Annotated in this window: 1 protein-coding gene; it reads right to left on the minus strand. The window is 61.4% G+C overall.

The genetic code is table 11. From position 1 onward, the window contains the following. The coding region (locus CUC53_RS18065; RefSeq protein ID WP_157798328.1) for an aminotransferase class I/II-fold pyridoxal phosphate-dependent enzyme at positions 1-533 on the minus strand (533 nt) is incomplete at both ends.

Below are 533 nucleotides of genomic sequence, written 5' to 3' on the forward strand. Positions count from 1 at the left end.
CTTGGCCAGCATGGCGATAAGATCAGGGTGGGCCAGGGTAAAACCACAGCGAATACCCGCCAGAGCAAAGGCTTTGGACAGGGTACGGGTCACCACCAGATTGGGGAAGCGCGCCAGTAGATCCACCACGGTGGCGGCGGGACAGAACTCGATATAAGCCTCATCCACTACCACGATGGCCCGATTTTGGGCCTGCTCTAGCAGGGTGATCAAGCCATCGCGGCCCACCAGATCGCCGGTGGGGTTGTTAGGGGAGCAGAGAAACACCAGTTTCACATCGCTGAGGCGATCGGCGATAGCGGGCCAGTCTGGCTGGCGGTTGGCGGTCAGCGCCAGCTCGACGATGCCAATGCCACAGGTTTCGGCACTGATGGCGTACATGCCGTAGGTCGGGGGGCAGATCAGGATCTGGTCTTGCCCTGCCTCGCAAAAGGTGCGGATCAAGAGCTCGATGGCCTCATCGGCGCCACGGCTAACCAACACCTGATCGGGGTTAACCCCGGCGTAGGTCGCGTAACCGGTGACCACGTCGG

Origin of the sequence: Aeromonas cavernicola, assembly GCF_002795305.1 — a bacterium.
Lineage (GTDB): Bacteria > Pseudomonadota > Gammaproteobacteria > Enterobacterales > Aeromonadaceae > Aeromonas > Aeromonas cavernicola.